General features: G+C 37.6%; 5 protein-coding genes and 14 tRNA genes. 2 read left to right on the top strand and 17 right to left on the bottom strand.

The features are described 5' to 3' along the window. Positions 1–5: 5 nt before the first annotated feature. Together ED2_RS14070 and ED2_RS14075 are read left to right on the top strand one after the other, a co-directional pair. Complete coding sequence (locus ED2_RS14070) at positions 6–662, top strand: ABC transporter ATP-binding protein (protein WP_227645016.1); 657 nt, start codon at positions 6–8, stop codon at positions 660–662. After that, on the top strand, positions 659–1750 hold the full coding sequence (locus tag ED2_RS14075) for an ABC transporter permease (protein ID WP_005878494.1): 1092 nt from the start codon (positions 659–661) through the stop codon (positions 1748–1750). Before ED2_RS14070 ends, ED2_RS14075 begins: the two co-directional genes overlap by 4 nt. Positions 1751–2292: 542 nt before the next feature. Here ED2_RS14075 and ED2_RS14080 read toward each other — a convergent pair. From ED2_RS14080 to ED2_RS14160, 17 genes are all read right to left on the bottom strand, one after another. Continuing rightward, positions 2293–2502, bottom strand: coding sequence for a DUF3923 family protein (locus tag ED2_RS14080; protein WP_005878492.1), 210 nt, complete (start codon positions 2500–2502; stop codon positions 2293–2295). Between the two features lie 226 nt (positions 2503–2728). Next, a complete protein-coding gene (locus ED2_RS14085; protein ID WP_005878490.1) occupies positions 2729–3100 on the bottom strand; it encodes a nuclear transport factor 2 family protein in 372 nt (123 codons plus the stop codon). Between the two features lie 69 nt (positions 3101–3169). Continuing rightward, on the bottom strand, positions 3170–3673 hold the full coding sequence (locus tag ED2_RS14090) for a zeta toxin family protein (RefSeq protein ID WP_016176858.1): 504 nt from the start codon (positions 3671–3673) through the stop codon (positions 3170–3172). Positions 3674–3892: 219 nt separating this feature from the next. Continuing rightward, positions 3893–3976: transfer RNA gene (locus tag ED2_RS14095), tRNA-Leu, on the bottom strand. Positions 3977–3985: 9 nt separating this feature from the next. Beyond that, positions 3986–4057: transfer RNA gene (locus tag ED2_RS14100), tRNA-Gln, on the bottom strand. Between the two features lie 9 nt (positions 4058–4066). Further along, positions 4067–4139 (bottom strand) — tRNA-His (locus ED2_RS14105). Positions 4140–4200: 61 nt separating this feature from the next. Then, positions 4201–4285: transfer RNA gene (locus ED2_RS14110), tRNA-Leu, on the bottom strand. 20 nt (positions 4286–4305) lie between these two features. Beyond that, a tRNA-Cys gene (locus tag ED2_RS14115) sits at positions 4306–4376 on the bottom strand. A gap of 37 nt (positions 4377–4413) precedes the next feature. After that, positions 4414–4485 (bottom strand) — tRNA-Gln (locus ED2_RS14120). Between the two features lie 10 nt (positions 4486–4495). Next, positions 4496–4568: transfer RNA gene (locus ED2_RS14125), tRNA-His, on the bottom strand. Positions 4569–4570: 2 nt separating this feature from the next. Beyond that, a tRNA-Trp gene (locus tag ED2_RS14130) sits at positions 4571–4644 on the bottom strand. A gap of 6 nt (positions 4645–4650) precedes the next feature. Further along, positions 4651–4731 (bottom strand) — tRNA-Tyr (locus tag ED2_RS14135). Between the two features lies 1 nt (position 4732). Continuing rightward, positions 4733–4808, bottom strand: a tRNA-Phe gene (locus ED2_RS14140). A 34-nt stretch (positions 4809–4842) separates the two neighbouring features. Then, positions 4843–4915 (bottom strand) — tRNA-Asp (locus tag ED2_RS14145). A 9-nt stretch (positions 4916–4924) separates the two neighbouring features. After that, positions 4925–4997: transfer RNA gene (locus tag ED2_RS14150), tRNA-Val, on the bottom strand. Positions 4998–5011: 14 nt separating this feature from the next. After that, positions 5012–5083 (bottom strand) — tRNA-Glu (locus ED2_RS14155). A gap of 15 nt (positions 5084–5098) precedes the next feature. Next, positions 5099–5187: transfer RNA gene (locus ED2_RS14160), tRNA-Ser, on the bottom strand. Between the last annotated feature and the right edge of the window lie 40 nt (positions 5188–5227).

Genomic DNA, 5227 nt, shown 5'->3' on the forward strand with positions numbered 1-5227 from the left:
ATAATATAAATATGAGTCTACAATCAGGAACGATTTTAGGATTGATTGGTCCAAGTGGGGCTGGGAAGTCAACTGCAATCAAATGTTTAATGGGAATGGAAAAATTAGAGGTAGGTTCTACTGAAGTATTTAATACAAAAATGCCAAATCGAAAAATTTTGGAACGAATTGGCTATATGGGACAAAGCGATGCCCTCTACGAAGATTTAACTGGAAAAGAAAATTTAATATTTTTTGGTAATTTAATGGGACTAACTGGTGAAAAACTTGATGCTGCGATAAATAAAAATACACATTTAGTCAATTTAACAAAATTTTTAGATAAACCAGTAAAAACTTATTCTGGTGGGATGAAAAGAAGACTATCTTTAGCTATCACCTTACTTTCAAATCCCGACCTGCTGATATTAGATGAACCCACTGTAGGAATTGATCCTAGCTTGCGTATATCGATCTGGAATCAATTAAAAGAGTTAGCAAATAATAATAAAGGAATCATTGTGACCACTCATGTAATGGACGAAGCAGAAAAATGTGATTACGTTGGACTTATTATTGAAGGAAAGCTGTTTGCATTAGGTACACCACATGAATTAAAAGAACAGTTTAATGCAACCAGTATTGAAGAAGTTTTCTTGAAAGCCGAGGTAAGTGTAAAATGATTCGCTTTAAAGCTATATTGACCCGTGTTATAAAAGAATTAGTTCGAGATAAACGAACGTTAGCATTGATGCTGCTTGCCCCAATCCTTGTTTTAAGTTTAATGAATGTTGTTTTTGACTCAAATTCTGACACACATGTAGTTATCGGGGTAGATAATTCCGTTCCTTCACAAGTAGTGGAGCAACTTCCTTCAGACGAAGTGAAAGTAAAACACTATGATACAAACAAGGATTACAAAGCGAAAATGCGTGAAGACAATTTAGATGCTTTTGTAACTTTAGACGGTTCTACCTTCCGTGTTACGTATGAAAATGAAGATCCAAATACTACAGCAAAAGTAAAGGGACTTTTCCAAAATTCATTGACGGCAAACCTCTTAAAAGAACTTAGTACCAATGTCCAAAAATTAGCCGCACAAACCGGTCAAAAAGTAGATATAGAAAATTTTTCAGTAAAAAATTCGTATATTTACGGCGGAGCAACTAGTTCTTTTTTTGACAAGATATTTCCTATTTTGATTGGATTTTTTGTTTTCTTCTTTGTATTTTTGATTTCAGGTATTGCTTTACTAAGAGAACGTACGGCTGGTACTTTGGAAAGACTACTAGCTACACCTGTCAAACGGACTGAAATTGTTATGGGTTATCTGGTAGGATACGGGCTTTTCGCAATTATCCAAACGTTGATCATTGTTTTTTTCTCTATTTATGTACTAAATCTGCAAATAATCGGTAGTTTATGGTGGGTAATTATAACAAACATTTTTATCGCACTCACAGCATTAGCTATGGGAATATTCGTATCGACATTTGCGAATTCGGAATTTCAAATGATTCAATTTATTCCATTGATAGTTATTCCCCAAGTATTCTTTTCGGGATTGATTCCATTAGATAGCATGGCGGATTGGGTAAGATACATCTCTTATCTATTTCCATTAAGTTATGCTGGTGATGCATTAACTGCTATTATGATCAAAGGTCAAGGATGGTCTGCCATCTCCTTTGACCTAGGTATACTGATTCTCTTTGTTATTATTTTTACTTTCCTAAATATTATTGGTTTGAAACGCTACAGAAAAGTTTAGTGGCTAGTACATTCGTATAAAAAAGTTGAAATAGATGTATTTCACGCAAAAAGATAAGCCGGGATTCACGGAAATTGCTTAGCAAATTTCTTGTGGGTACCGGCTTATTTTCGAAGGAGTTGCTCCTGCTCCCACCGTTTAATCGTTTTTAAAGAATGAGAAAAAAGTGTTTCTTACTTTTGTCCCACGTTTTTTTAAAATTTCCGAAAAAACTGACTTTTGGACGCCGTTTATTCGAAAGTCTGTAGCAAACCTGATTTTTAGATTTGTCCCACATTCATAGTCTTTGCATTATTTCTTAATGCAGCTTGTCATTCTCTCCCAAGAATGACAATAGTGAATATTATTGTTCGGTTAATACCAATTAATTCAATTCGATTACTCATTATATATATATGATAATCATAGTTCAACGATTCCAAACATGAGTTATCTTCTGACACGACCAAAATAGTGACCCTTAGAGAATCAATTCTCGATGAAACACTGCAATTTCGCATAACCAAATTAAAAATCAGGCAATTCATTTATAAAATGATGATTCACAGACTTCTCTTTTTAAGAGCTCTAAACCAAATCAATTGGATGATTGCAAGAATAATAAAGAAAATAACCAGCATAGCTATAGAAACCATTTTATTATTTGTTGTATTGACAACTCCGCTACCATCGACTTTTCTAAACCACAAGAATAAAATACCCACAACAAAAATGACTAATTCTAAAATATTAACAACCTTCCACAACTTCATATTTTCCACTCCTCTGAATAGTAGTAGAAACGCATAAAGAATGATTGGAATTGAAATAAAATACGCTTCTTCTAATTTCAGCTTCTAAACATCGTTTACCATTTCCATGAATCAATACTAACATAGATTTCTCAACTCGCTTTCCTCTTCTCAAAAGAAAGTGAAAAATAGAAAACCTCATCGATAGAGAAAACGCTAAAAAAATATACTATTCAATACGGAGGAATTACGTTTCTTCATACGGTCTATACGTTTCATGCTTTTGTTCGTATTCACTAATCGAGATGATCTTATCCCCATCAAATTCTATGATTGAAACACCATCAAAACTGTATTTTGCTGTCTCTTCAGCATAAAAGTACCACTCCACCACAAAAATATCATCTGAAACATCAAGTATTCGATAGATGTGCCATGCAATAACCCTTTGTTTTGTTCGCATATGACAAAGCCAACTACTGATTTCATCCATACCATGATATACTGGCCCATAACATTCTCTATACACGATATCTTGATGAAAGTATTCAGGTATTTTGGAAAAGTCTCTTGTAATCCATGAGTGAAAATAGTTTTGAATCATTTTTCTTTTGTCCATAATACTTCTCCTTAGAAATCAATTGTAGTATCTATAAAAAGGGAAAAATCAAGACTTGCATCAAAGCAATCATAAACCGCTTCCATTTATATCAGAGATAATCATTTGGACCACTTGTTCTTGAGTCATTTCTGACGTGATCAACGTTTCATTTGAGAAATTTAATACATCTTTTTCCAACCACCATTTTTTCATACATTCAGCACCAAATTCTTTTGCTTTTTCTCGTTGTCCATGACGTGCCACAGTTTCTTCAAATGGAATATCATAGTAGTAAGTGTATACCTCATCAAAAAAACGACATAAGTGTTCAAACATCTCTTTGTAAATGTGAGAACCAAGAATACCTTCAATAATCACTACATCAAATTTATCATATCCAAATTCAGCAATCAGTCGAATTAAATCAGCAGTCGGATTCTCTTTACGATCTTTGACATTTAAAATACCTAAACGGATCTCATCTTGAGAAATGAGCATCACTTTTCCACGTGGAAAATAATTTTGTATAGCCTTCGCAGTAGTTGTTTTGCCACTACCAGAGTTTCCTCTTAAAATAATCAACTTACTCATATGTCTTCTCCTATTAACACGTTCATTTGTTTTCACAAATAAATATAGCATGATATGAAAGAGACACATATTTTTGACAAAAGAGGTTTCCATTGAGTGAAAATGTATTCTCCTATTTTTTTCAAACAAAAAAACACTAACATAAGAATATGTCAGTGTGCCATTACTTTTCTAGAAACAAAAAGAAAACCCAAACGTAAAACTACGTTTGGGTTAGGATACCGGCGGCCGGGGTCGAACCGGCACGATCGTGAGATCACTGGATTTTGAGTCCAGCGCGTCTGCCAATTCCGCCACGCCGGCGTGATAAAACTGGGGTAGCTGGATTCGAACCAACGCATGAGGGAGTCAAAGTCCCTTGCCTTACCGCTTGGCTATACCCCAAAAAAGAAGGGCGAATGATGGGAATCGAACCCACGAATGCCGGAGCCACAATCCGGTGCGTTAACCACTTCGCCACATTCGCCATAATAAGATATGTTATTTTATTTCTCAATAAAAAACTAAGATGGGTTCATCTTAGTCAATACCGGCGGCCGGGGTCGAACCGGCACGCCCTCAACGGGCACTGGATTTTGAGTCCAGCGCGTCTGCCAATTCCGCCACGCCGGCAAGTTGATTTATTAGTACTAAGGCGGTAACCGGATTTGAACCGGTGATGAAGGTTTTGCAGACCTCTGCCTTACCACTTGGCTATACCGCCATTATACTATTATCAGTCTATAAAGTAAATTATAGAACTGGGGTAGCTGGATTCGAACCAACGCATGAGGGAGTCAAAGTCCCTTGCCTTACCGCTTGGCTATACCCCAAAAAAAGAAGGGCGAATGATGGGAATCGAACCCACGAATGCCGGAGCCACAATCCGGTGCGTTAACCACTTCGCCACAATCGCCATGGCAGGGGCAGCAGGAATTGAACCCACACTAACGGTTTTGGAGACCGCTGTTCTACCTTTAAACTATGCCCCTATTAAATGGAGGAGAGTGGATTCGAACCACTGAACCCTAAGGAACGGATTTACAGTCCGTCGCGTTTAGCCACTTCGCTACTCCTCCATGGTGGCGCGGGACAGAATCGAACTGCCGACACACGGAGCTTCAATCCGTTGCTCTACCAACTGAGCTACCGCGCCAATATTTAAAAATGTATTAATTGAAAAAGAACGACGGTTCCGACGGGAATCGAACCCGCGATCTCCTGCGTGACAGGCAGGCATGTTAACCCCTACACCACGGAACCAATTCATTATGGAGGTTAACGGGATCGAACCGCTGACCCTCTGCTTGTAAGGCAGATGCTCTCCCAGCTGAGCTAAACCTCCATATTTTCAATTAATGACCCGTACGGGACTCGAACCCGTGTTACCGCCGTGAAAGGGCGGTGTCTTAACCGCTTGACCAACGGGCCAGGATAATTCTATTACGGAGAGTAAGGGATTCGAACCCTTGAGACAGTATAAACCATCTACATGATTTCCAATCATGCTCCTTCGGCCTCTCGGACAACTCTCCCGAGTGAAAGAAGCTCATTACTCTTTCTCATAAATGAGAA

The organism is Enterococcus durans NBRC 100479 = LMG 10746, assembly GCF_001544215.1.
Classification (GTDB): domain Bacteria; phylum Bacillota; class Bacilli; order Lactobacillales; family Enterococcaceae; genus Enterococcus_B; species Enterococcus_B durans.